We start from the raw sequence: 23,423 nt of genomic DNA on the forward strand, positions 1-23,423 counted from the left end.
GTTCGGTTGTCTCGCATCTTCCTGTCACGGGCTCATGTCACCGAGGTCGAAGAACGCCTCGTTCTAGAGGCTCTGCGATCGGGTTGGGTCGCGCCGCTAGGCCCCATGGTCGACCGATTCGAGTCCGAGATCGCCGACCGGGTGGGGGTCCGGCATGCCTTGGCACTGTCGTCGGGCACGGCGGCACTACATCTCGCGCTGCTGGCCGAAGGTGCCGGGCCGGGCAAGGTCGTTGTGCTTCCGTCGATGACGTTCGCTGCGACCGCCAACGCTGTTCTCTACACGGGGGCGGAACCGGTTTTCGTGGATTCGTCAGCGGGAGACGCCAACGTCGATGTCGACCTTCTGGTGTCCGCTGTTGACACGTTGCTCGCGGAAGGCCGAGACATCGCTTGCGTCCTGGCCGTTGACCTGTTCGGGCGCTGTCTGGATTACAGCCGACTTCTTCCCGAGCTCGAGATACGTGGCGTGCCACTGGTCGAAGACGCTGCCGAGGCGCTTGGGGCGAGCCATGCCGGCGAGGCAGCCGGGTCGTTCGGACACAGTGCAGCTCTATCCTTCAATGGCAACAAGATCATGACCACGTCGGGCGGCGGCATGCTGCTCAGCGACGACGTCGAATTGATCAACCATGCCCGGTACCTGTCCACCCAAGCCAGACAGCCAGTGCCTTGGTACGAGCACACGGAGATGGGTTTCAACTACCGGATGTCCAACATCCTCGCTGCGCTCGGTGTCGGTCAGCTGTCGCGGCTCGACGACATGATCCGGCGGCGTCGGCAGCATCGAGAACGGTACGCCGCGGAACTCGCCGACCTGCCGGGAGTCCGACTCCTGGGTGGTGGCCTGCCCGAGGATGCCTCGAACGACAACTGCTGGTTGACGTGTCTGGTGATCGACGGCGTAGGTACGAGTGCCGATGCAGTGGTCGCCGAGCTCGGAAAGCACGAAATCGAAGCCCGGCACCTGTGGAAACCCATGCATTTGCAGCCGCTCTACTCGTCGGCGCGTGCCTTCCTCACAGGAGCCTCCGAAACCCTGTTCGCACACGGAGTGACACTGCCGAGTGGGTCGGAGCTGAGCAATACTGATATTGATCGTGTGATCTCCGCCCTAACCGGCATTCTGAAGGGAAGAGTGGAAGCCGCATGAACAATCCGGTGTCCGGCACGGTCGTCGCGATAACCGGAGGAACCGGATCCTTCGGATCAACGATGGTCCGGCAATTGTTGGATTCGGACGTCGCGGCGGTGCACGTTCTCAGTCGTGATGAGGCCAAACAGGACCAGTTGCGAACCGAGTTGGCCGACCGTCGTCTGAAGCTGTTCCTCGGCGATGTCCGTGATTACGAATCCGTCACCGAATCGATGGTCGGTGTTGACTTCGTCTTTCACGCCGCGGCACTGAAGCAGGTGCCCTCGTGTGAGTTCTTCCCTGAGCAAGCGGTGCGCACCAATGTGGATGGCAGCCGCAACGTCATTCGTGCGGCTGCAGCTGCGGGTGTGCGGTCTCTTGTGTGTTTGAGCACGGACAAAGCGGTCTATCCGGTGAATGCCATGGGCATGTCCAAAGCATTGATGGAGAAGACAGCCCAAGCTTGGGCGCGAAACCATCCGGACGGTCCAACAACCGTTTCGATCACCCGCTATGGAAATGTCATGGCGTCCCGCGGCTCAGTCATCCCGCTCTTCATCTCGCAGCTTCGCAAGGGTCTGCCGCTGACCATCACCGATCCGGATATGACCCGGTTCCTGATGTCGCTCGATGAGTCGGTCGAGTTGGTCCTCCACGCCTTCACCAACGCACAGCCGGGCGATCTCTTCGTGCGGAAGGCGCCCGCTTGCACAATCGAGGTGCTTGCCCGAGCCGTCGCGAAGGTGCTAGGTCAGAATCCCGAGTTCAAGGTGTTGGGCACACGTCATGGGGAGAAGCAGCACGAGACGTTGTTGAGCCGTGAAGAGATGGTTCACGCCCGGGACCAAGGCGACTACTTTCGGGTGCCTTTGGATGCCCGCTCACTCGAATACGAACTGTACTTCGAGGAAGGTGAGCAGAGGCCGGCGCAGATCGGTGACTACACGTCGGCGAACACCACCCAACTCGACCTCGATGGTGCATGTGAATTGATCAGCGGATTGCCGGTCATCCAGGCGGCACAAAGAGAACTTGCCCGATGAGGGTTCTTCTGACGGGAGCCCAGGGATTCCTGGGCTGGCACACTCACGCCCGGATTCATGCACTCAGTGGTCACCAGGTCGTGCCCGTTGGTCGGACCGACTGGCATCGGCTCGGCGAGCTGGCGGCCGACTGCGACGCTGTGATCCATGTCGCAGGGATAAACCGCGGCGAACCTGATGAGGTCGAGAAAGGCAACGTCAAGCTGGCCGAGGATCTGGCCGTCGTGATGAGACGTTCGCCGTTCTCTCGGATGATCTACGCAGACTCGATCCAGGCAGGAAGTGACACTCCCTACGGCCGAGGCAAGTCACGAGCCGGCCAAATCCTTGCTGCCGCCAGCGAGGATGTCGGAGCTGACTTCTCCGACCTGCGGCTACCGAATCTCTTCGGCGAGGGATGCCGACCGAACTACAACTCCTTCGTGGCCACCTTCGTTCAGCACGTGCTGAACGACTCATCACCACAGATCGTTGACAGGCCTATCGACTTGTTGCACGTCCAGGATGCGGCAGCAGTCCTGATCGATGCGCTCGAGAGCCCATCTCCTCCCGCGGTCCCGTCTGGGACGTCGACCACAGTGCAGTCGGTCTTCGATACATTGGCATCGATGTACGCCCTCTATCAAAGGGGCGACATCCCGGCGCTCGCCACGGACTTCGACCTCCAGCTCTTCAACACGTTGCGGTACGCGATGTTTCCGGCGTTCTATCCGATCCGACTGCCCAGGTATGCCGACCATCGTGGGGCGCTCACCGAGGCCGTAAAGGTCCACGGCGGCCAAGGCCAAAGCTTTGTTTCGACCACCGTTCCCGGCGTGACGCGCGGTGAGCATTTCCATCTGCACAAGGTGGAGCGGTTTGTCGTCGTCAGCGGCCGAGCGCGGATCGAGCTGCGCAAGGTGTTGTCGTCGGACGCGGTGACTTTCGACGTCGACGGCGACAATCCGGCGGTCATCGACATGCCGACGCTGTGGGCGCACAACATCACCAACACGGGCGATACTGAGGTGGTGACGCTGTTCTGGGCGAATGAGATCTTCGACCCGGCCGCACCAGACACCTATGCTGAGCCGGTCCGCAAGGTCGAGGAGGTGCCCGAATGAAGGTAATGACAGTCGTCGGCACCCGACCCGAGATCATCCGGCTTTCCCGCGTCATCCATCGGTTGGACGACACAGTCGATCATGTGCTGGTCCACACCGGGCAGAACTACGACTACCAACTCAATGAGGTCTTCTTCGAAGATCTTGATCTTCGCAAGCCCGATCACTTCCTCCAGGTGGACACCTCGTCCCTGGGACGCGTGCTCGGCGAGACCTTGATCAAGTCCGAGGAAGTCCTGCGTTCGGAGCAGCCTGACGCCGTTCTGGTGCTGGGTGACACCAACAGTTGTATCGCCGCAGTGATGGCGAAGAGGATGAAGATCCCCGTTTATCACATGGAGGCGGGCAACCGTTGCTTCGACGAGAACGTTCCAGAGGAGACCAACCGTCGGCTTGTTGATCACGTCGCGGACTTCAACCTGGTGTACACAGAGCACGCCCGACGCAACCTGCTCGCAGAGGGCCTGCACCCGCGGCGAATTATCAAAACAGGGTCTCCGATGTGCGAGGTATTGGAGGCCTACCGCGAGGGCTACGAAAGTTCCGACGTGCTGCAACGATTTGGGCTCAACCCTCAGGGGTTCCTGCTCGTCAGCGCGCACCGCGAGGAGAACGTCGACTCCCCCACCCGGTTGCGCCAGCTTCTGCGCGGGGTCACCGGGGTGCATGAGGCAACGGCACTTCCCGTCTTCGTGTCCACCCATCCGCGAACCCGCAAACGGCTCGAGGCCCTGGACGACTGGCGTCCCGAGACGTGGATGACGTTCTCGGAGCCGCTAGGCTTCAACGACTACATCAGGCTGCAACTCGAATCCGCATGTGTACTCAGCGACTCCGGGACAATTGCCGAGGAGTCCTCCATACTCGGCTTTCCAGCCGTTACGCTGCGCGATTCGATCGAACGACCCGAAGCTCTCGACACCGGTGCGATCATCATGACCGGATTAAGCGCTGATGACATGGTTTCGGCTGTGCAACAGGCGACTCGCGACCTCGCCAAGGATCGTGACAGCGTGGTGCCGGACGACTACAGGATCTCGAACACGAGTGATCGCGTCGTCCGCTTCATCTTGTCCACCGCCCATCGGCATCACAACTGGGCCGGCATCAGGGGCGGATCGGTCGATGGCTGAGCCCTTCGTCTGTATCGGGGCGATGAAGTCCGGAACAACGACTTTGTACGAGCTCCTTAGACAACATCCGCAGGTCGATGTTGTAGCTGAAAAGGAATCCTCCGACCTGCTGGATTCCTCGACCGCGCGGCGGCTCGCAGAGCGGATCTCGCGCAGTGCGGCAGTTGTTGCCGGTGAGGTGTCGACAGCCTATATGCAGTCACCGATTCATCCTCAGCCTGTAACTCGTGCGGCCGAGACGCTTGGCAAGGACGTTCGCGTGGTTGCGATTTTGCGGGATCCGTACGGGCGCGCGATCAGTCATTGGCAACATTGGACACAATTGGGTCGGGAAACGCGACCGGTCGACGAAGCACTCCTGGATCCCGATGGCGCCTACCGTGCCTTCAGCAGCTATTACCGTCAGCTTCTTCCATGGCTTGATAAGTTCGGCGAGGATCGGCTTCACGTGATCAAATTGGAGGACTATCAATCTGCGCCGGCAAAGACCGCGCAGTTGCTGTGGGACTACCTTGGCGTCGCCGCTCGTGGAGAGGCTGACGACATGGAGGTCCACGTCAACTCAGCCGCGGACCGCGTCGTTGCGGTCGGGATCGGTCGGCGGCTGCGGGCGTTTCGGATATATCAGCTCGTCCGTCCCCTGGTTCCGGAAGGCGCACGACGTATGGTCAGTACGGCGCTGGGCGGGGCGAAGAATCGGCAATATGCTGCGCCCTCGGACTATCTGCGCTCCAGGTTCGGTGAGCTCATCGCTGAGGACGGGAACAAATTGCTAGCACGGTGGCCAGGACTCAGGTGGGACTGACATGAAGATCGAGATCCTCGACAAGGCCGCAGTGGCTGCCGCCGGGCTCGACGTGCCGGATATTTACTATCTGCCGCAATATGGCTCTACTGCTGAACTGATCGACGGTGGGCAGTGGGAGTGCGCTGTCGCCGAGGGCGGGACTTTCTTCTTCCCGTATATACGACGATCGATTCCTATCGCAACTGGTGAATGGGATTTGGTCAGCCCCTATGGATACGGCGGCCCGATCTCACGCGAAGATGGTGGCCTGGCCAGGTTTCGGAGGGCTTTTTTGGACGATGCCCGCAATCGTGGCTGCGTTGCAGAGTTCCTACGCACGAACCCGCTCGATTTCGCGGAGCGGGATATGTCCGCGCTCCACGTCGCCCGTTGGCGGCCACACGCCACCTTCGCGGTGAATGTGGTCGACGGAGTCGAGGCGTACTGGGAGCACTGTGCTGGGCGGCACCGAACTGCGGTCCGGAAGTCGGTTAAGTCTGGTGTCTCCGTCCGCGAAGTTGCCGCATACGCGTTGCTGGACTCAGATAGCGCATTCCGGCAGCTCTATCGGGACACTATGGATCGCGTCGGAGCTACAGCTCGCCTGAAGTTGACGGACGAGTATTTCGAAGCGCTGGTCTCGGGATTGTCGGATCACGTCTCGGTGATTGAAGCAGCGACCAGCGACAAGGTGTTGGCAGCGGCGGTTTTCATGCGATGGGGTCGACGTATTCACTATCACCTGTCCGGATCGTCGCCCGACGGGATGCGGCTGGGCGCGACCAATGCGGTCCTTGACTATGCGGTCCGTGAGTTGCTTCCGGCCGATGGTGTGCTCCACCTCGGCGGTGGAGTATCAGGAGGCGATGGCCTCGAGACGTTCAAGCGTTCAATCGCCAATCGCCAACTCTCCGTGTTCCTTTGCAGCACCGTCGTCGACGAGGGTCGCTACGACGAGCTTGTCCGCGAGTTTGACGCGGATCCGGACTCGTCATACTTCCCTGCCTACCGAGCATGAGGTACCTGGCGCATTCAGATGGGTTCGAGGACTTCCTCGCTCAATTGAATCGGGTGTCGCAGTCGATTCCTGAGCCGGCGCTTTCCGCCACACCGGCAAGCACCGTCCAGATTGTCGGCCTGCCCCGGTCGGGCACGACGGTGCTGTACCAACTCCTTGCCCGGACCGGTGCGGTCGGTTACCCGTCAAACCTCATGGCATTCTTCCATCGCGCGCCTTGGGTCGGAGCGGTGCTGCAACAGCGTCTGACTGGTAGCGACCCAACGATTTCCCTCAGTTCTCTTGCGGGTCGGACACCGGAACCCCTTGACCCGCATGAATTCGGGTACTTCTGGCGCCGAGCGTGTGGACACAGCACGAATAGCCTGGACCAAGACCTCAACCCGCTTCGACCGGCGGATCTGCAGCACGACCTGGACCTGGTCGCGGACGTGTTCGGACGCCCAGTTGTCTACAAGAACTTCCTGGCGTTGGCACACGCGCCCGCGATGCGTCGCGATCTGAAACGGATGCTGTTCATCAGCGTCGAACGCGACCCACTGGATGCAGCTGTCTCTCTGCTGGCGCTTCGCAGCCGACTCGGAGTCCCCGACGACCAAGTCTTCGGGACGGCGCCGGCACTGTTTTGTCCAGACCCGAGAGATCCGATCACCACGGTTGCGCGGCAGATCGCGTTGTTGACCCGACAACAGGCAACCTGTGGCTTCGCGGTCAACTCTGACTCCATCGTCATCCGATACACCGATCTCGTCGACCAACCGCGTCGTGTGATCTCCGATCTGATGGATTTCCTGCAGTGCACCACGAATCGACTTAACGCCGTGATCCCAGAGAAGCTGCCGTCTGGGGCCGGCGCCTCGCGCCTACCTGGCGATGTTCCGGAGCGACTACGCAAATCGATAGAGCGCACCGAGCGAGAACTGTCCCACGACGGCAGCGAAGATGCCGCCACAGAAAGGACATCATGAAGGTTGGAATCGTCTCCCCTGGTCGTACGAGCTCGGGCGGATCGGCGTTTTCCGGCAACCTCGTCCCGGCAGTGGAGAAGCTTCTCGGTCAGCCGGTTGTGTCGGTCGGGATCCCGCCGACCGGCACCTTCCGGCCACCGGCTGCGCTGACGTCCTGCACTCATGTTGTGTTTGTCGGATCGCGCGCCGAGCGGATACCTGGGGCCAAGATCATCTTCTGGCCGTTGAATGTCGCGCCCTTGGAAAAGCACGTCGTGCGGACTGAGGCCTCGAGTCTGAAAAATCGCGTGCGCCATCTCGCGCTGCTCCAGCGCCTGCGCCACTCGGTTACTGCGGCCGACGGCATGGTCTTCGGCTCGATGCACGCTCGCACGCTGTATCAGGCCGAGTTTCCAGCAGCCGCCAGACTGCCGTATCAGATCAACAGGGGCGGCGCCGCGTCGATTGCCGCAAGCGCTCGCGCTGAGGCTGCCGACCCCTTGGTGCTCTTGGTTTCGCATCTCTATCCGTACAAGGGAATCCTCCAATTCGTCGAGGCCGTCGCACAGGCAGCGGACCGTCTGCCGGATGCGGTCCGATTCCGGGTCGCGGGCGCGGATCGGGACACACGGTACGCAGCAGCGGTACGGCAGCGGGTCCTTGAGTTGGGCATGGATACGCGGATCGAGATTCGCCCGGCGGACCCTGAAGAGATGGCCGACCTATATGCGTCGGCGACAATCTGCGTGTTCACCTCGACCTGCGAAAACGCCGGATCGTTCGCTTTGTACGACGGCCTGCACGCAGGGGTGCCGACCATCTGCTCAGATCGATCGTCAATGCCCGAAATGGTCGGCGACGCAGTGCGTTTGATCAACCCGTACTCGGCCGCCGAACTGGCCGACGAAATCGTCTCGTTGCTGTCGGACGAGGGGGCGCGAGAGCAGCTTGGCGCGGCGAGCCTCCGCTGGTCAGCTGCGTCGCCGAACTGGGAAGATCGAGCAGCGCAACTCCTCCATTTCCTCGGAAGGCACGTCTCGTGATTAAGACCACGATCCGGCAAGCTGCTCGCCGGGTAGCTCTCCTGGGAATGGAGTCGGTATACCGGCTGTCTGGAGCAACCCGGCGCGCTACTGCCGCCCCCGGGGCTACCCTGCTCCTAATCCACAACACTCCTCCGGGGGCACTCGATCGTCTGCTGAAGTTCGTCGATTCAAAGCCTGACAAGATCACCGACTTCACCACTGCCGTGCGATCCAGCGTCGAACAAGCGCCGGCTCGCCGAATGATCGCACTGACATTTGATGACGGATTCCGCAGCAATATGGCGGCGGCCGAGGAATTGAGCCGACGGGGTGTCAGCGCCTGCTTCTACGTGCCTACCGGAGTCATCGGACTCACGCAGCAAGGTGAAGTAGATTCGTTCTTCGGACGCCGACAGGCCGAGGGCGTCATGACTTGGGATGATCTTGAACACCTCGTCAGTTTGGGCCATGTAGTCGGCAGCCACGGTGTGCATCACCGACCACTGGCTGACGCTGCATCCCAAACAGATGCCGAGGCGGAGGTGAAACTGTCCGTGCAAACGCTGCGCGAGCGACTCGGCACCTGCGAGCACTTTGCATGGCCGTTCGGCGGTCTGCGCCACGCACCCACATCCGAAGTGGTCCGTTGGTGCTCCGAAGTCGGCGTGGTCGCCGCCTCGGGAGTGAGGGGCCGAAACACAGATCGGACGTTCAATCAGACTGGGTATCTGCTGCGCGACGCGGTCGACCTGAGGTGGATCGGTACCGACTTCCGCGTGTTCTCGGCCCACCGATACCTTGCCGAGCAGCGATAGCTCTCCGGTACCCGATTGTCCAGACCACCTGGCCTGCGACGCTCGCCAGCCCAAATGCCCACGCCGCGCCCGCCGCTCCCCAGCCGAGCGTGCCGCAAGCACACGCAACTAGGACGACGGCACCTAGCACAACTGAAATCCAAAGTATTGCCGACGCTCGCTCCAGTACTCTGAGGCCGATTCGGGCCCCTTGGCTCATCGCGGTGCCGGCGATCCACAACGCAGTTGGAATGAGCAAGCTGTGCGCAGCGGCCCAGTTCTGTCCGGCAATCGCGACGCCGAGGCGTTCCGGGAGAAAGTAGAGCACCACAGTCAGCAATGCGGTCACGGCCAGGAGCGCGCCGCTGATCATCCGCGTGAAGTGTTGCAGGTGGCGCAGTGACGTAAGCGCCCTACGGGCGGCTTCTGGCACCGCGAATGCCAACGTGGCCAGGATGAGGGTACTGATCGGGCTGACCAACGTGCGCGAGGCGCTGATCTGTCCTAGTGCGGCATGGCCCGCCCACACCGAGACAATGATCAGCGACGTTCGGCCAGCGAGTTGCTGCGCCAACACGCTGCCGACTAGCCGAAGACCGAGGTCGCCCTGGGTGCGAAGCCAATGCCAGCAAGACTGAACCTTTGGCAGGGTGCGCAGTTGGACGACGCCGAGAATGGCTCCGAACGCCGACCCAAAGCCCCAGACGAGCATCACGGCGGGCGCATCCGCATGGCCGCGCGTCGCCACAACAGCCAGTGCGAGCAACGTCGCCGCAAGGCAAATTGCATCATTAGCAGCCGTGCCCCAAGGCCGCCGTGATGCGAACAGCGCGGTTCTCCAAGCATCTTGCACGAGCAGGATGGCGAACGTTATACCCGCAGCAACCATCAATCGGCCGGAACTCCCGCCGGCAATGGCCCAAACGACTGTGCCCACGACTGCGATCATTCCGAGGCAAGCCGACGCGCCGGCGGCCATTGCTGTCGCGCGCCGGCGCACGTCGTCAGGCTGGGTCGAGAACCTAATGGTCAATGGTTCGAGCACCAGTGATCGGATCGACGTCTGGGCCAAGATCACCAGGGTGCTCACCAGCGTGTACTGACCCAGCGCATCCAACGGCAGCAGCCGCAATGCGGAGAACAAGACTGCAAAGTTCTGGAGGCTGTAGGCGGCTTGGTCGACCAGCGCACCCCCGGCCCGTGAGCCGACGACTCGTCGGATTCGGTTCCGGGAGCCGCGCGGCCCAATCGTTGCATCTCGCGGCGACTCTGACTGATTGGACAGCATTCTCACGTCTGAGGCTGGGACGGACGGCGACCGACCGGCCGCAAGGTGGGTGACCGGGGAAAGGTCACTTGTCTTTGGCACTGATGGTTGCCAACTTCGGGTGTGATCCACCGCGGCAGCGTGGCGAGTGACCGGCCGGTCAAAGATCGCGCCGCGTCCCGCACACCCCAAAACAGGCGACTCGTCTGGAAACTAGCCATGCGGCGCGGTGCGTAGCCGCGAACGTCGTCGTGCACCGGCCGCGCGCCTCGCTGTTCTCTGTGACTGCGAATGGGTTACCAGCCTGGTCAACACCGCCGCCGGAACGAGCAGCATCATCCCTTCAACTGCGGCGGTGATAGCTTGCCCAATTGAAACGCCAAAAATATTCTTGCCGAGCGTAAACAACACAACCGCGTAGAACACGACCATCGCGGTACGACTTGGGTCGACCGGTCTGAGCCAGCGCTCCAAGAACCCGAAAGCCAGCCCGATCACTAATGACAAGACCAATGCAATTAAAGTGCCGAAGTTCCACACCAATTCTCCGGTCATGCCTGGCGGCACCCCGGACTGCGTCGTCCCATAGAGTTCTTGCCCAATCTCTCGACCCGGAGAAATAATGGGCTTGTCGGGCCAAATCGAGCGAGGAATCGGCGCGAGCGCGAACACGGCAATCGTCGCTCCATTCTCGTACGGCAGGACGTCGGGAACCGCTGCCACGATACGGATTGACTTTCCAAGATCATAGCCATTGCGGTTGAGCAGGCCACTGTTCAGGCCGTATGCAATACTGAAGCCGTTACCATCGTCTTCCGAAGATGATCGGTTCGCAGTTAAGACACCTATAGCGAGCAGAACAGCCATTCCTGCAGCTACCAGACCGAGAGCGGAAATCCTCCCTCGCACGATGTGAATCACGGCGAAGACCGCAGCTGCCAAATAGACAACGTCCGACCGTGTCGTCGTCACCCAGTTCAGTGCGAGCGCATCTACAAAAAAGGCTGCGAGCACCAGTATCCGGACCACACCCAGGTGCTTTCGCGTCGAGAGCCAATAAGCCAGCAGGATAATTGCACCAATAGTGCTGGCTTCTGAAAGGAATTCGAGGTATCCGTAGGTTCCGGTGCTTGTACCATCCGCCGCGACCGTCCCGCGACGTTGTGAGACCGAGCCTCCAAGTCCGCCGACGCCGACCGTGTACCCATACATTGCGATGGTGCCGATGCCCGCGTACAGCGCTGCCAGCAACACCACGAAGCCCTCCGGAGCATGACTGTGCAAGAGCCAACTGGCGCGTGGGGCCGACGGTCGCGAGCCCTCCGATCTTTCACGCGTGACTGTGGTTGGCTCGGGAGTGCTCGCTACAGTGCCTATCTCCGCGGCTTCATTCTGGTCTGGGCGAGGCCTCGCCACGCCGGCAGCCAGCACGTAACCGATCGCTGCGAGCCCAACCGACGCGAGCGACACCATGCTCGACCCGAACAGGCCGTCGAATGTGGCACCACCCAGGAAAAAGAATCCACGAACTCCTGGCTCGGATAGCCGACCGCGATGAGTATTCCACGAACGCCGGACCCCAACGTCACAGCAAAGGCCACCATCCCCCAGATCGAGAACAGACTGTGCCGATGGGAAATGAACGGCAACTGGGTCATGATCGAGATCAGGAGCCCGACCGCCGCGAATCCAGCGCGGTCCACACCGGACGACCACAGCAGCCAAAAGACCATCGACGCGGAAAATTCGAGAGCGATGGCTACGGCCACGACCGGCCTGATCGCCACGTAGCGGGCGTGCTCAGACAGCCGACGTCTCCGCCCGGCGACCACGCCTTCCGATCCAGGAACCACCTGTCACCTCCCAGGTCGGGGATACGGCAAGTAGAGCAACGCTAGCATCCGACATGCTAACGAGCTGCCCGGTACACAGTGGAGCGTGCATTTTCGGTCAAGGTGTTGCCCTCCATCGCAACGCCGCTGGATGCAATGATTGTTACGCCGTACAACTGGGTCTTGCCATTTCCGGTATTTCCACAACGGTTATTGACAACCGTAACGTTTGATCCATGGTAGATATTGATTCCCACGCGGGCACGCTCGGGGGTGGAATTCGAGACATCGGCGCGACCGTTGTCGAGGCACTCATTGTCCTTGACCAATACGTCAGATGTGTATTGTGACTCGGCCGACCCAATGGAAATGCCAGCGCTAGCATTCCTCAAACATTGGTTTCGAGCCACGACGCCGTTCATGCTCTGTCGCGCAACGGTGATGCCAACATCACCGCTTGCAACGCATACATTGCCGACAACCTGGAATCTTTGACATCTATGCAAGGATATCAGGTCCGCAGACCCACGTCCCACCGGATCTTTGTGAGACACGGCCGTCCCTCGAACATGATTTGAATTGATTCGGATGTTCACGATGGGCTTGTCGTCTGTCCCGTTGACCTGAATAGGTTGGCGCACTGTGCCACTCGGATCCGGGGGCCAGATGGTGTTTCCGATGATGTCTACGTTGGATGCGGCGCCATCATCGTTACTACGAATCCAAATCGCTCGTTCAGCCCATTGCTTGAAAGTCGAATCCCGAACATCAACGCCTGATGGGTCGTTGTTCAACAGCACCCCGGTTCTGAATCCAGTGAAGGTGCAGCCCCGGATCGTTAAATTCAGAACTCCGGGTGCTGTGTCAAGCGCCGTGTGGCGAGACGCGCGTAGGTCCGACAATAGGTCGCATCCTTGGATCAGTACTCGGCGACTCCCTTCGCCGACCCGGACGGCTGTTGTCCCTCTGAAGCCTTGCGCGTCCAAAGTCAGTGGACCCAGCCCGGTGTTCACCGCCGACCTCATCGTTGTGATCCACACTCCGCCAGTAGCAAGGCAAACGAGCCGAGAAGCTGGTGAACGGCCGGCCAGGAAGACACCACTAGGTAGGTTCAGGCTTGCGCATCCCCATCGGCCAGGCGGCACCAGCAAAACCCCACCACCTCGTTGGGCAAGGTCGGCCAGCCCGACTCGAAAGGCGCGCGTGTCGTCTGCTCCAGCGCCTCTCGCGCCGTACGAAACTACGGATTTGACGCGACGAGTCTGAATGGCGGTCGGCGTGCCGGGAGCCGGGGTCTCTCGCGGAGGTTTCGGTGCAGGTTCTTTCCCGCAGCTAGCGGCACCGGCGATCAATGCTGCGGCGCCAAGACTCGACCCTATTAGGAGATCCCGACGGGTCAGCGCGCACCTCGAAAGATATTGATCGGTCAACGCTCCCACCCGATCACCGAGCGGCCTGTCGTTCGTCTGACGATCCCGCCTGGTGCGACGTGACGCTTACGACCGTCCTCACCAACCAATGGATGTCGGATTTCAGGGACCAAGCCTCAACGTAATTCCGATTCAGTCTGACCTTCTGCGGCCAGATCACGTCGCGATTGTGCTGCTCGGGATCGGCAGCGCGTGAAAGGACCTCTTCTTCGTTCCGAAAAGCTAGCGTTGCCGGCCCGGTGATGCCCGGCCGCACGCTCAGAATGATTTGGTCTCGTCCTTGCAACCGATCAGCCCAGCCGGTGACGTCCGGGCGCGGACCGACAAGGCTCATCGAACCGACGAGCACGTCCACCAGTTGCGGAAGCTCATCGATCTTGAAACGACGAAGTTGTCTTCCGATGCGGGTGATCCGCGGGTCGTCGATCGTCGTCACCGTAGTGGTGTGTGTAGTTGAGGAGCGCATCGTCCGAAGCTTGTGAACCCTGACCGGTCGACCGTTCCGCCCGACCCGGATGTGGGTGAAGATCCCCCACTCGCGGGTGTCGACCGTGGCAACGACGAAGCCCGCAGCCATCAGCGGGGACGTCACCACAGTCCCGACGCCCGCGACCACGACGTCCAAGGCACGTTTGGCGGCTCGCTGTCGCCGAGACAATCCGACCGCCTGGATCACCGACGAATCCTGGACACTGCGGTTACGCATAGCCGAGAGCTCGCAGGGTATCGCCGCCGAGCTCCTCCAGCTTGGCCAGTCTTTCAGGACCGAGAGCCTTCCGGCCCCTGCCGACGCTGCTCTTTTTCACGATCTCTGTCGCCCGGCGGTCCATCAACGCAGTCCGACCGAGAAATGCGAGGATCTGCTCGAGCCCCGCGGTGGGATCGGCTACGAACTCCTCGTAGACGATCTCGTGCACGCGATCGTTCGGAAGGACGGCCAACTGTCGGCGCGACGTCTCCACGCACCGCTGCCACTGGATCAGGGCGATTTCGTCGAGGCTATGTCGCCGCTGAAGAATTGCGGCGTCGTGCGGTTTCGGCCCCCACCACGTGGTGACGCGAACCTCTCCATCGACCTTTCTGGCAGTGCGGCCGGCCCGCTGCTTCAGTCGCCGTCTGGCGAAGGCCCCGAGATGCCGCGGGAAATCGCTGCCTGGGACGTACCTGGCTTTGCGAAGCGTATAGCGCAGATCCAGCGGAGCGTTCCAGCGCTGCGTCGCCGACGCGGCCGCATCGATACCGTCCCGACGGATGAACAGAAATTTCGCGTCTGGGAACACTGCAGCGGAAAAGCTTACCCGCAGTGAGGTGGCGCATGTCTTCTCTACGACAGTGTCGAGTTTGTCGCGATGCGCCAGTCGATCGAAGGATCGCCGGAGGTAACGGACGACTTCAGGACGAGCATTCTGGACGGTCAATTCGTCGTGCGGAACATTGACGTTCCCGTGCTTCCACAACAGATTGATCTCGTCGCAGTTCCAGGTGCCCATTCCGGGCAGTCGGGTCAGCACGTCGCGCAGCATGTTGGTGCCCGAGCGCGGCGCACCGACAATGATCACAGTCTCAGACATCGTCGACGATCCCGTCTCGAAGGCCGTCCCGAAGGCGCACCCATTTCGTCAGGGCATGTTCGGCGGCGAACTCTTCGGCGGCCCACTGCTGTACGCGGTCGATCAACTTCTTCGTTGCGTCTTCATCGCCAAAGGTTTCCGCCGCGGACTGCACGGCTGCAACCAGTTCGTCCGGCGTCGATGCGGTCCATCCGGCACGGCGATCGGTGACAGCGCGAGACAATTCGCTGTCGTCCTCGCAATAGATCAGCACGGGGAGCCCTTCGCAGAGGTAGGTGGCGGTCTTGCTCGGATAGGCGTACCGGACGACATTCGGGGCGAGACTGACCAGCCCAAGGTCGGCTTGATTCATCAGCGCACGAGCCTCCCAAGGACTGCCGTGCGGTAGGAAGGTGACCCTCAAGTGCGGATTCCGAACCTTGTCCGCGGCAACCCTCAGCGCGGGAAGGGCTTTGCCCTCCCCCATGAAGACCAAATCGACGTCGACGTCAACCGTTCCCAACGCCGCTACCACCTCTTTGAGCCGTTGGAAACGCCCGATGTTTCCGGTGAAGACGATCATGGTCGCCCCAGGACGGCGCTCATACCGAGCCTGGCACTGTGGTTCGGTGCGCGAGGTGAAATCGGGCAGCGCAAAGTTGTTCAATACCACCAGCTTCTGCTGCAAGCGGGCATCGCGTCGGAGCGTGGCCCGCCGCATGTCATCGGACAGCACCACGATTCTCGACGCGCGCTCCATCGTCTTTTTGTCCGCGACGAGAAGGGCGCGATAAACGAGTGAGTTTCCGAACTCTCCAGAAAGCCGGCCGATTTCTGGTTGGAGGTCCATGCAGTGATAGATGAACTTCGCCCCTCGTCGGCGGGCCACCCAGGAAACAATGAAGCCGAGAGTCACCTGCGGCGCCGTTGAACACATGACGATGTCCGGCTTCGGCCCCATCAGGATCTTCGCCGCAATCATCAGGGGAAAGATGATCAGGTTCACCACCTGGCCGACGCGAAAGCGATGCTCGTCGGCTACCGGGACCCGCTCAACATCCAGGAGGCCGAGACGCTCCCGCGCTGGTTGGCGTCCTCGCGTCCGGTTGTAAGAGGGCTGGGCCGTTAACACCTGGATGGTGTCACCGTCCTGAGCCCACCTGTCAGCGATCGAGCGCAATATCGATGCGTATGGTGCGGCGTCCGGCCAGAAGTATCGGTGCACGACGACAATTCGAGCGCTCAATTCGCCTCCCGTCCTCGTGAAGCATCGCAGCCGAACGTTCCGGACGGTCATTCTGTCACGGAAGACCGATCCGTCGAGGATCTGGTCAATAGGGCAACAATCGGGGGCATCAGGCGGTCCACCTGGGTAAACATCTGCTCGAAGATCTTGTCGGCCTGTCGGAACGGGTCAACAATTTCCGCTTGCTCGTTGGTCCGCGCCTGGACGTCAGCCCGAGCTTCTTCCGCGGCCTGGGTTGCGCTACGGACGAAACTTCCAGGGCCAGAGGGAATCGTCCCGGTGTCGATCACCCGCTGAGCAAGATCGGAGAAGTCGGCCAACGCGTAGGTGCGACGCAGGAGTCGCGGGTTCATCCGCACCACCTGCGCGCGATGGCTCCTGCTGGCGCAGAGGACGAGATCGGCGGACGCCGCAAGCTCCGCCGTCAACTGTCTGGCCGAGAAGTGGTCGGGTCGCAGACCAGACTCACGCAGGCGCTGGGCGACCCGCGGGTCCATTTCAGAGTCGACCAGCGCGCCGGTACCGGCGCTCGACACGCTGATATCGGTCTTCTCCAGCGCAGCGGCCAAGCGCCGTTCGATGTAGGGCGACCGACAGACATTCCCGGTGCAGACGACCAAGATCGTCCCGTCTCTCACATCAGATCCATCAGTCACACATCAAGGCTACGGGTGGATGCGTCACCCCAGCGAACCCGACTGCCTGAGTTCTAAGACTTGCCCCTGATCGTGTCGCCTGCCCATAACCAGATCGAGCCACCGTGGTTGCTGACTGCGATGTTGCCGGCATCGGGCTGGATGTCCTTGAAGCATCGCGTCTTCTTCTTGATGTCGAGCTCACCGTCCTTGATCGTGAACCTCTGAAGCTCCAGCCCGTCGCATTCAGTTCCCTTCACAGCGATCACGAATCGGTTATCGTCGGCGCTCAGGCCGACCGCATCTGAATGCTCCGCGGCCGTCGTCCAATCGGCTCCCCCGTCCCTGATCCGAATGCTTCGGTCGCCGCACAGAGCCGCGGACTGATCGTCACCCCGTCCGGCCAGGTCGACCAGTCCGGCTTCGCCACATGGCTTCGACGTCGTGTCCTGCGGGTCGTGCACGGTATTGAGATCGTCCGGTAACCGGAACCAGGTCCCCGACAGCATCGAGTTGTCGGTCTGCCACTCCCGCGCCGGGGTAGGCGTCCACGGCATAGATCGGCTTGCAGTCCTGGTCGGCACCGATGGCGAAGACCGACGAGTCCCCGAATGCCCGAAGCCGGACGACCGACTTGAGGCCCGAGTCGGTCTCCCTCCAGGTCTTTCCGCCGTCGGTCGTCACTTCGATCTTGCTGTCCTCGCCACAGCCGGCGGGTTCGGCTCGCCAGGCGACCTGATCAGAGTTCGCGGCCAGCAGTCGACGCGGGCTGCCGCTGACCAGATCCCGAGACGGTGACGACTCGGACGACTCACCAGGTAAGGACGCTTCCGCCGAGGGATTCGGAACGGACGCCGAACCCGTCGGCTCTGTCGGCAGCGCGGACCCGGCCGCGTCGGCGGGTTCGGGGATCGCGTTGCGTCCGGAGATCAAAGGCACGATCAGCACCACGTTCAGTGCGAGTAGTGCGAGGATCACCACCGTGGCTCCGTGCTTCGAAACAAATCGACGCATGACTGGGGAGCATAACGGGGTCATCTACCCCCCGGCCCACCGTCGCACCCGTCGCCGCCGCGCACCGAGCTGGACCGACGGCTCGGTTGCGCCGCTTACGGCTCCCCGTCTGGACCGCCGCCCGCGGACTGATCTGCGGCGCCGATAACCTGCAGCAACGCCGTAGACACACCAGACAGCGAGGAGCGGCATGCGGATCCTGGTGACCCACCCCTGGTCCGACCCGTCCGCGTCCTGGGACATCGCCCTGGAACACCTGCCCGGTTGGGAACTGCAGGTGTGTCGGGAGGACGAGATCCTGCAGCATCTGGACGGCGTGGACGTGCTGGTTCCGATGCCCAACGTGGTCTCCCGGGAGATCATCGGGGCCGGCAGCTTCGGACTGATCCAGCAGTACGGTGTCGGGCTGGAGAGGGTCGACGTCGAGGCTGCCACCGATGCCGGAGTCTGGGTCGCCCGGCTGCCCGCCGGCCTCACCGGGAACGCCGACAGCGTCGCCGAGTTGGCGGTGGCGCAGATCCTGATGGCGGTCCGCCGGATGGATGAAGCTCGCGCCGCCGTTGCCCGCGGCTGGTGGCAGCCGATCAGCGGCTCCCTGATCGGCAGCACCGTGGCGATCGTCGGACTGGGCTCCATCGGCACCGCCCTGGCGCAGCGGTTGTCCGGTTTCGGCTGCCGGATGATCGGCGTCCGCGCGCACCCCGAAGCCGGCGGACCGGGCTCCGTCGAGAAGGTCGTCGGTCCTGCGGAGCTCCCGGCCGTCCTGGCCGAAGCCGACGTGGTGATCTGCTCGGCGATGGCCAGCCCCGAGACTCGTCATCTGTTCGGCGCCACAACCTTCGCCGCCTGCAAACCGGGCGCGGTCTTCATCAATGTCGCGCGCGGCGTGATGGTCGATCAGGACGCGCTGCTCGCCGCCCTGGACTCCGGCCAGCTCTCCTGGGCCGGACTCGACGTCTTCCAGAGCGAACCGCTGCCGCAGCAGCATGCGCTCGCCGACCACCCGCGCGTCATCGCCACCCCGCACATCGGCGGGCTGACCCGGTCGATGCTGGCCCGCAGTGCCGAATTGTTCGGCCAGAACGTGCTGCGCTGGCAGCGTGGCGAACCGCCGCTCTGGGCGGTCAATCACCCGCCCCGGCCGCGGCCCGCTCCAATTCCGCCACGTCGAACTTCTGCATCTGCAGAAACGCCTTCGTGACCCGGTCGACCGCCTCGGGATCGGCGCCGGTCATCAGCTCACCCAGCCGGGCCGGGACGACCTGCCAGCTGACCCCGTACCGGTCGGCCAGCCAACCGCACTGGCTGGGTTCGCCACCACCGGCAAGCAACCGGTCCCAGTAGTAGTCGACCTCGGCCTGGTCCTTGCAGTCGATCAGGAACGACACCGCCGGGGTGAAGGAGTACGCCGGACCCCCGTTGATACCGGTGAACCGCTTGCCGTCCAGTTCGAAATCCACGGTCACCACCGAGCCGGTCTCCCCCGGCCCCGACTCGGAGTAGTAGCTGACGTTGGTGATCCTCGAGTTGGGGAAGATCTCGCAGTAGAACTCGGCGGCCTCCTTGGCCTGCGTGTCGAACCACAGATTGGGTGTCAGCTCGGGCATCGGGCTCTCCTCTCCTCGGGCCCGCGGATCGGGCCCTGCACCCCTGCGTCGATCAGGACGGGCCGGGATCGACAGATCCGACCCGATCAGCTTCCCGCCTGCTGTGCCACTGCGCCAGCAACACCATGCCGATGAACGCCGCCGCCGACAGCACGGCCGGCGGCAGGAAGACGTGCGGCAGTCCGAGGCTGGCCGCGCCGAGGCCGCCGACCGCTCCGCCGAGCGCACCGGCGATCGGAACCGAACTCATGAAGATCCCCGACGCCGTCCCGACCCGGGACGGGTAGAGCTCCTGGGCGATCACCACTCCCAGCCCGGCGACACACCCCCACTGCCCGGCGACCAGCACCTGACCGGCGATCACCCCGGCCACCGACGTACTGGTGGCGTACGCGATGTCGGCGATCGCACCCAGAGCGATCCCGACCGCGAACACCCGCAGCAGACCGAACCGGTCCGCGCACCAGGCGGCGACCGGCATCAGGCAGAACTCCAGCAGCGGTTGTAGGCCGATCACCGCGCCGCGCAGCGAGTCCGGCAGACCGAGGTTCTGGTCCATGTAGATCGGCAGGTAGCCGAACTTGATGGTGTCCCCGGCCATCGCCACGACGGTCAGCCCGGTGAAGACGATCAGCGCCGCCGGACCACCGTCGGCGACCACCTCGGTGACTCCGTCCGCGGACACCCGGGTGACCCGGCGGTAGCGGATCACCCGCTGGGTGCCGAGCGGAATGATCTGCGCCACCAGGCAGGCTGCTGTCGCCAGCAGGACGGCGCGGAGCCCCGCGATGCTGCCGAACCAGGCGCCGAGCACCGGTCCAAGGATGAAGCCGGCGGTGTACGCCATCCGGACCACCGAGATCACCCGGCTGTCGGCGCCGGTCGGGGTCCGGTTGAGTTCGTCACGGCAGGCGGCGAACAGCTGGCTCATCGCGGCACCACCGATGCTGAGCGCGACGATGCTGACTACGAACGGCACCCAGATCGCGTGGGCGAAGGCGATCACCGTCCAGCCGGCGGCCCCGGCCAGTGCGCAGATCCGGTAGAGCACCAGACGGTTCTCGCTCCGGTCGCTCAACCGGCCGATCAGATAGCCGGCGACCGGTGCCATCAGATTGGTCAGGTAGTACAGTCCCGCGACCGACAGGCTGGCGCCCAGGTCGTCGACCAGGAAAAGCGTCAGCTGTGGCGCGGTCGCCGACAGTCCGATGCCGGAGAAGAAGAGCCCGATGACGGCGGCACGGAAGAACCGGGAGCCCGCGATGATCCGGATCGCCGACCCGTTCTCGGTCGACTCGGTCGCGGTCGACCCGGCCGCTGTCACCGTGCGATCACCTCCAGACGAAGATGATCATGAACGATACCGGCCGGACTCAGCTGCCGTTCAGCAGGGTGCGTCCGTAACTGTCGGTCCGGTCCGCCAACCCCGGCAGCAGGTAGAAGTAGCCGCCGCCCACCGGTGAGATGTAGTCGGCCAGCGGTTCGTCGATCAGCCGGGTCTGGACCGACTCGAACTGCCGCTTCAGGTCCTGTTGGTAACAGGTGAAGAGCGTTCCCTGGTTGAGTTGTCCGTTGCTGTCCAGGCCGAGGTCGTAGTTCCAGGCGCGGCGCAGGATGGCGCTGCTGTCGGTTTCGGGCGTTCTGGGGTTGGCCAGCCGGATGTGCGCGTTCCGCGGGGTGATCAGGCCCTGCGGGTCGCGGTCGAACCGCGGTGGGGTCTGTTCGCCGTCGCCGTCCAGCGGGCTGCCGTCGTCACGGCGGCGGCCGATGAGGAGTTCCTGCTCCGGTAACGACACCCGATCCCAGAATTCGACCAGATTGCGGATGATCCTGATCACCTGGAAGGTGCCGCCCTCGCGGGTCCAGATCAGCCTGTTCAGTGTGGCAGGGTCGGTCGTCGACGGGTTGGCCGTGCCGTCCTTGAAGCCGAGCAGGTTGCGGGGCGCACCGGCGGGTCGGGGTGGTGAGCTGAATCCGTCCACCCGCCACCGCGGCACGAACGCACCACGGGTGTGCTTGGTCAGGTCCCGCACCGCGTGAACGACGACATCGGCCGTCCCACCGAAGAACTGCAGGGTGAGGTCGCCGTGGCACAGTGCCGGATCCAGATTGTCGTTGGGGAAGGTCCGCATCGGTACCAGTCCGGCCGGTTTGCGGGCGACCAGACCGAAACGATGGTCGAACAGCGAGGCTCCGACGCCGACCAACACGCCGACCTGTCCTCCGGCGAACGACGGGCCGAGGATGCCGTTGTCGTCCGGTGGCCGCGACGGATCCGATGGTGCCGCCGGCACGCCGGTCGCCAACAGCGTTACCCGCCTGCTGATCACCTCGAACAGGTCGGCCAACTGCCGTCGGTTGGTGCAGATCACGTCGAAGCTGATCACCGCCGCAGAGCGGGCGGGCTCGTTGAGCAACACCCGTTGGTTCGGACCGTACGGGGAGACGTCCGGCACGGTCGTGGTCGGTGGGATGTCGTCGGCACGGGCGTTCGATCGGGCTGCAGTGACCAGGGCGGCCGCAGCACCTGCCGCGGCACCGCCGAACAGGAAGCCGCGGCGGGCCAGGCGGTGATCGTCATCCGGCGGCGTGGTCGCTGGTTCCTGGTTCATGATCAACTGTCGTCCCGGGTGGTCAGCACTTCGAGTTCGGTGGGGATCGGCGCGAGTGTCTCCAAGGTGCCGGCGAGGGTACCTTCGAGCCGCTCGCGCCCAGCGACGGTCAGGCCGGCCAGGGCCGGCCAGCTCCGGTCGGAGTTCCGTAGGTCGGTCAGTACGCCGTCGAGATGATCAACGGCCTTCTCGGCCGAGGTCAGCAGCCCGGGATCGTTCTGCTCCAGCAGGGGCGTCAGCGCTTCCAGGGTCATCCGCGTACCGTCGATGGCAGCGGTGACGGTGGCCAGCGAACTGTGGCTGCCGAGATCGTCCTGGCCGGTGAGAGTGAACTGCAGGGTGTTCTCCAGGATCTCGTGGCTGCGCAGCGGTACGTCGTTCAGCGGGGTCAGCTGATCCGGAAAGGCCCCGATCAGGCCGTGCACGTCCCGGTCCAATCGCCGGCAGGCGGAGCGGAGTTGATCACGGGAGCCGTGGTGCCAGAGCAGGTATTCGATCTTGTGGAAGCCGGTGAAGTCGGGATCCCGTACGCCACCGGGCGACCCATTCGGCATCCCGTCGATGTTGTCCGCATAAGCGCCGAAGGTGTCGTACGCGGCACCCAGCCGGTCATAGTCCAGATGGGCGGTCAACCAGCGCTTCTTGATCACTGCACGGTCGTCGTGACCGACCGTCTCCTGCAGTTCGTCGGTGTCCGCGGCGAGCCGGTCGAGACCGGCTGTCACTGACCTGCGGTAGCGGGTGATCACGTTGCCGAGGTCGGCCTGGGTGGCGGGGATCCAGCGATGGACGCCGCTGACCATCCGGCCCGTGGCTGTTGCCTCGCCGATCGTGAACGGGTCGGAGTAGCTGGTGGTGCCGTCATCTGCTTCGCAGGAGACGCCGAACCGGCCAGGTGGCAGCACGACGATCAGCGTCCGGGTGGTGCCCGGGGCGATCATCTCCGCCTCTCCATAGGCGTACCGGCGCCGACCGTCCAGGACACCCACCTCTTCCGGACTCTTGCCGGTGTTGCTGATCCGCAGGGCGTTCCGCCCGGAACGCAGACCGGAGAGGCCGGGCAGGCATCCGGCGCTGCTGACCGTCAGTGCGCTCTCGCCCGGCAACGTCGTATCGTTGGTCGTCCGACGTGGTTGATCATCTCCTATGCCCGTACAACCGATCATCAGGCCAACGATTCCGGCGAAGACGATCATGACCGGAACGAACCGCCGTCGTAGGTTCACCGACTTGCCCTCACACCGTC

Annotated in this window: 24 protein-coding genes; 11 read left to right on the forward strand and 13 right to left on the reverse strand. The window is 63.1% G+C overall.

What is annotated here, in order from left to right:
• Positions 1 to 6 precede the first annotated feature (6 nt).
• From GJV80_RS08190 to GJV80_RS24990, 9 genes are all read left to right on the forward strand, one after another.
• A complete protein-coding gene (locus GJV80_RS08190; protein WP_154687475.1) occupies positions 7 to 1,152 on the forward strand; it encodes a DegT/DnrJ/EryC1/StrS aminotransferase family protein in 1,146 nt (381 codons plus the stop codon).
• A complete protein-coding gene (locus GJV80_RS08195; protein WP_154687476.1) occupies positions 1,149 to 2,177 on the forward strand; it encodes a polysaccharide biosynthesis protein in 1,029 nt (342 codons plus the stop codon). The genes GJV80_RS08190 and GJV80_RS08195 overlap by 4 nt, the downstream gene beginning before the upstream one ends.
• Entirely contained in the window at positions 2,174 to 3,280 is a 1,107-nt protein-coding gene (locus GJV80_RS08200; protein WP_154687477.1) for an NAD-dependent epimerase/dehydratase family protein, read from the forward strand. The genes GJV80_RS08195 and GJV80_RS08200 overlap by 4 nt, the downstream gene beginning before the upstream one ends.
• A complete protein-coding gene (gene wecB, locus GJV80_RS08205; protein ID WP_154687478.1) occupies positions 3,277 to 4,413 on the forward strand; it encodes a non-hydrolyzing UDP-N-acetylglucosamine 2-epimerase in 1,137 nt (378 codons plus the stop codon). Before GJV80_RS08200 ends, wecB begins: the two co-directional genes overlap by 4 nt.
• Positions 4,406 to 5,218 carry a sulfotransferase domain-containing protein gene (locus GJV80_RS08210; protein WP_154687479.1) on the forward strand — a complete coding sequence of 271 codons (813 nt, stop codon included), beginning with the start codon at positions 4,406 to 4,408 and terminating at the stop codon, positions 5,216 to 5,218. Before wecB ends, GJV80_RS08210 begins: the two co-directional genes overlap by 8 nt.
• Before the next feature lies 1 nt (position 5,219).
• Positions 5,220 to 6,218, forward strand: coding sequence for a GNAT family N-acetyltransferase (locus GJV80_RS08215; protein WP_154687480.1), 999 nt, complete (start codon positions 5,220 to 5,222; stop codon positions 6,216 to 6,218).
• On the forward strand, positions 6,215 to 7,186 hold the full coding sequence (locus GJV80_RS08220) for a sulfotransferase (RefSeq protein ID WP_154687481.1): 972 nt from the start codon (positions 6,215 to 6,217) through the stop codon (positions 7,184 to 7,186). The genes GJV80_RS08215 and GJV80_RS08220 overlap by 4 nt, the downstream gene beginning before the upstream one ends.
• On the forward strand, positions 7,183 to 8,208 hold the full coding sequence (locus tag GJV80_RS08225) for a glycosyltransferase family 4 protein (RefSeq protein WP_154687482.1): 1,026 nt from the start codon (positions 7,183 to 7,185) through the stop codon (positions 8,206 to 8,208). The genes GJV80_RS08220 and GJV80_RS08225 overlap by 4 nt, the downstream gene beginning before the upstream one ends.
• Before the next feature lie 281 nt (positions 8,209 to 8,489).
• A complete protein-coding gene (locus tag GJV80_RS24990) occupies positions 8,490 to 9,005 on the forward strand; it encodes a polysaccharide deacetylase family protein (RefSeq protein WP_370518848.1) in 516 nt (171 codons plus the stop codon).
• Here the strand turns inward: GJV80_RS24990 and GJV80_RS08235 are convergent.
• Together GJV80_RS08235 and GJV80_RS08240 are read right to left on the reverse strand one after the other, a co-directional pair.
• Positions 8,902 to 10,128: a hypothetical protein gene (locus tag GJV80_RS08235; RefSeq protein WP_154687484.1), complete on the reverse strand. Its 1,227-nt coding sequence runs from the start codon at positions 10,126 to 10,128 to the stop codon at positions 8,902 to 8,904. The genes GJV80_RS24990 and GJV80_RS08235 overlap by 104 nt on opposite strands.
• 336 nt (positions 10,129 to 10,464) lie before the next feature.
• Positions 10,465 to 11,508: a hypothetical protein gene (locus tag GJV80_RS08240; RefSeq protein WP_154687485.1), complete on the reverse strand. Its 1,044-nt coding sequence runs from the start codon at positions 11,506 to 11,508 to the stop codon at positions 10,465 to 10,467.
• Between the two features lie 297 nt (positions 11,509 to 11,805).
• Between GJV80_RS08240 and GJV80_RS08245 the strand changes: the two genes are divergently transcribed.
• Positions 11,806 to 12,042, forward strand: coding sequence for a hypothetical protein (locus GJV80_RS08245; protein ID WP_154687486.1), 237 nt, complete (start codon positions 11,806 to 11,808; stop codon positions 12,040 to 12,042).
• 118 nt (positions 12,043 to 12,160) lie between these two features.
• On the opposite strand, the gene GJV80_RS24995 is transcribed toward GJV80_RS08245, so the two are convergent.
• The 7 genes from GJV80_RS24995 to GJV80_RS08280 form a co-directional block, all read right to left on the reverse strand.
• The gene (locus tag GJV80_RS24995) at positions 12,161 to 13,108 is read right to left on the reverse strand and encodes a right-handed parallel beta-helix repeat-containing protein (protein ID WP_154687487.1); all 948 of its coding nucleotides are present in this window, start codon (positions 13,106 to 13,108) and stop codon (positions 12,161 to 12,163) included.
• Between the two features lie 418 nt (positions 13,109 to 13,526).
• Positions 13,527 to 14,219: a sugar transferase gene (locus GJV80_RS08255; RefSeq protein ID WP_154687488.1), complete on the reverse strand. Its 693-nt coding sequence runs from the start codon at positions 14,217 to 14,219 to the stop codon at positions 13,527 to 13,529.
• On the reverse strand, positions 14,212 to 15,084 hold the full coding sequence (locus GJV80_RS08260) for a sulfotransferase (RefSeq protein WP_154687489.1): 873 nt from the start codon (positions 15,082 to 15,084) through the stop codon (positions 14,212 to 14,214). The genes GJV80_RS08255 and GJV80_RS08260 overlap by 8 nt, the downstream gene beginning before the upstream one ends.
• A complete protein-coding gene (locus GJV80_RS08265) occupies positions 15,077 to 16,288 on the reverse strand; it encodes a glycosyltransferase family 4 protein (protein ID WP_195909244.1) in 1,212 nt (403 codons plus the stop codon). The genes GJV80_RS08260 and GJV80_RS08265 overlap by 8 nt, the downstream gene beginning before the upstream one ends.
• Positions 16,289 to 16,356: 68 nt before the next feature.
• Entirely contained in the window at positions 16,357 to 16,965 is a 609-nt protein-coding gene (locus GJV80_RS08270) for a hypothetical protein (RefSeq protein WP_154687491.1), read from the reverse strand.
• Between the two features lie 53 nt (positions 16,966 to 17,018).
• Positions 17,019 to 17,213: a hypothetical protein gene (locus GJV80_RS08275; protein ID WP_154687492.1), complete on the reverse strand. Its 195-nt coding sequence runs from the start codon at positions 17,211 to 17,213 to the stop codon at positions 17,019 to 17,021.
• Between the two features lie 121 nt (positions 17,214 to 17,334).
• The gene (locus GJV80_RS08280) at positions 17,335 to 17,958 is read right to left on the reverse strand and encodes a hypothetical protein (RefSeq protein ID WP_154687493.1); all 624 of its coding nucleotides are present in this window, start codon (positions 17,956 to 17,958) and stop codon (positions 17,335 to 17,337) included.
• A 190-nt stretch (positions 17,959 to 18,148) separates the two neighbouring features.
• Between GJV80_RS08280 and GJV80_RS08285 the strand changes: the two genes are divergently transcribed.
• A complete protein-coding gene (locus GJV80_RS08285; protein ID WP_154687494.1) occupies positions 18,149 to 19,159 on the forward strand; it encodes a D-isomer specific 2-hydroxyacid dehydrogenase family protein in 1,011 nt (336 codons plus the stop codon).
• Here the strand turns inward: GJV80_RS08285 and GJV80_RS08290 are convergent.
• From GJV80_RS08290 to GJV80_RS08305, 4 genes are read right to left on the reverse strand one after another with little or no spacing between them, the layout of a single operon-like run.
• A complete protein-coding gene (locus tag GJV80_RS08290; RefSeq protein WP_154687495.1) occupies positions 19,083 to 19,565 on the reverse strand; it encodes a VOC family protein in 483 nt (160 codons plus the stop codon). The two genes, GJV80_RS08285 and GJV80_RS08290, sit on opposite strands and share 77 nt — an antisense overlap.
• A 52-nt stretch (positions 19,566 to 19,617) precedes the next feature.
• On the reverse strand, positions 19,618 to 20,889 hold the full coding sequence (locus tag GJV80_RS08295) for an MFS transporter (protein ID WP_154687496.1): 1,272 nt from the start codon (positions 20,887 to 20,889) through the stop codon (positions 19,618 to 19,620).
• A gap of 49 nt (positions 20,890 to 20,938) precedes the next feature.
• Positions 20,939 to 22,177 (reverse strand): Dyp-type peroxidase, encoded by a 1,239-nt coding sequence (locus tag GJV80_RS08300; RefSeq protein WP_154687497.1) that lies wholly within the window; start codon positions 22,175 to 22,177, stop codon positions 20,939 to 20,941.
• A 2-nt stretch (positions 22,178 to 22,179) separates the two neighbouring features.
• Positions 22,180 to 23,373: a peptidase M75 family protein gene (locus GJV80_RS08305; protein WP_154687498.1), complete on the reverse strand. Its 1,194-nt coding sequence runs from the start codon at positions 23,371 to 23,373 to the stop codon at positions 22,180 to 22,182.
• Positions 23,374 to 23,423: the final 50 nt, after the last annotated feature.

Origin of the sequence: Microlunatus sp. Gsoil 973 (assembly GCF_009707365.1) — a bacterium.
GTDB lineage: Bacteria > Actinomycetota > Actinomycetes > Propionibacteriales > Propionibacteriaceae > Microlunatus.